Raw genomic sequence first — 1526 nt, 5'->3', positions numbered from 1 at the left:
GATCGCCCAGTCATGGTCGCGGCCCAGGGCGAACAGGCTGTCGAGATAGACCGCCTGATGGGCGCGGTGGAAGTTGCCGACGCCGAAATGCAGGATGCCGGCGGACAGGGCGGACCGGTCATAGAGCGGCACCGATGCCCGCGCGGCGATGGTTGGAAGGGTGGCGGCGGAAAGGGCGATGGTCATGGTCGGGGTCCTGCGGGGGATCCTCCCTCTCCCCCCCGGGGAGAGGGTCGGGGTGAGGGGGATGCATGGCTTGGATTGGGTGGGCGGCGTGGAGTGCGCGATTCTTGAGAGTATTCGCTGTGCATCCCCCTCACCCTAACCCTCTCCCCGGGGGGAGAGGGGACGCTTCCCAGAGGAGATGGGACTCGGGGGCGGGAGAGGGAGGTCTTCTCTCAACTCATCCAGTTGCCACCGTCGACGTTGTAGGTCTGGGCGACGATGTAGTCGGCCTCCCGGCTCGCCAGGAAGATCGCCATGCCGGTCAGATCCTCGGCACGGCCCATGCGGCCGAAGGGGACCGCTTCGCCGACCATGCGCTTCTTTTCGCCGGGCTGAAGGCCCTCGTGCCTGGCGAACAGGGCGTCGACGCCGTCCCAATGTTCGCCGTCGACCACGCCGGGGGCGATGGCGTTGACGTTGATGCCGTGCTTGATGAGATCAAGGCCGGCCGACTGGGTCAGGCTGATCACCGCCGCCTTGGTGGCGCAATAGACGCCGACCAGCGCTTCGCCGCGCCGCCCGGCCTGGGACGCCATGTTGATGATCTTGCCGCCGCGGCCCTGTGCGATCATCCGCTTGGCCACCGCCTGCAGGGTGAACAGCGTGCCGGCGACGTTGATCGAGAACAGGCGGTCGTAGCTCTCCCGCGAGATCTCGACGATGGGGGCGAGGTCGAACAGGGCGGCGTTGTTGATCAGGATGTCGATGCCGCCGGCCCGCTCCACCACCGTCGCAATGGCGGCGTCGATGGAGGACTGGCTGGTCACGTCGAGCGCCACGGCATAGGCGCCGGGGCCGATCTCGGCCGCCGCTTTCTCCGCCGCCGCGAGGTTGATGTCGGCGATGGCGACGGTGGCGCCCTCCGCGACATAGGCGGCGGCGAAGGCGCGGCCGATGCCACGGGCGGCGCCGGTGACGATGGCCGATTTGCCGTCGAGACGCTTCATGGGACTGGTCATCGGACTGGACCCTTTCATGCCACTTTCGCACCGGCGGCGACGGAATGCAGGGCATTGCCCTGATCGTCGAAGCGGTGGAGCTTTTCGGTTTGCGGCGTCAGCCAGACGCGGTCGCCGTGATGCACCGGGAACTCGCCGCCGGCCCGTGCCAACATCGTGCCGATGCCGTCCACCTGCACATAGACGAAGGTGTCGGATCCCAGATGTTCGGACACGGTGACGGTGCCGGACCACAGGCCGGAGTCGGTCGACAGCGCCAGGTGTTCGGGACGGATGCCGATGCAGTCGGCGCCGGCGCCGCGCGCGATCTCGCCCTCGATGAAGTTCATGCGGGGGGAGCCG

The 1526-nt window shown here is 68.0% G+C and carries 2 protein-coding genes and 1 pseudogene; all 3 read right to left on the bottom strand.

What is annotated here, in order from left to right; all coding sequences use genetic code 11:
• Positions 1–186 (bottom strand): annotated as a pseudogene (locus I71_RS09055) (mannitol dehydrogenase family protein); the annotation flags it as partial.
• Between the two features lie 212 nt (positions 187–398).
• Positions 399–1184 (bottom strand): L-iditol 2-dehydrogenase, encoded by a 786-nt coding sequence (locus I71_RS09050; RefSeq protein WP_042694059.1) that lies wholly within the window; start codon positions 1182–1184, stop codon positions 399–401.
• Positions 1185–1198: 14 nt separating this feature from the next.
• The coding region (locus I71_RS09045; RefSeq protein WP_148294197.1) for a TOBE domain-containing protein at positions 1199–1526 on the bottom strand (328 nt) is incomplete at its 5' end.

Source organism: Azospirillum sp. B506, assembly GCF_000333595.1.
Taxonomy (GTDB): Bacteria; Pseudomonadota; Alphaproteobacteria; order Azospirillales; family Azospirillaceae; genus Azospirillum.
The sequence above is the reverse complement of the archived record's forward strand: the minus strand, read 5'-3'. Positions and strand labels throughout refer to the sequence as shown.

Bases quoted from the DNA above. Each gene is read 5' to 3' on its own strand.
- I71_RS09050 (WP_042694059.1), bottom strand. From the start codon at position 1,184: ATGACCAGTCCCATGAAGCGTCTCGACGGCAAATCGGCCATCGTCACC.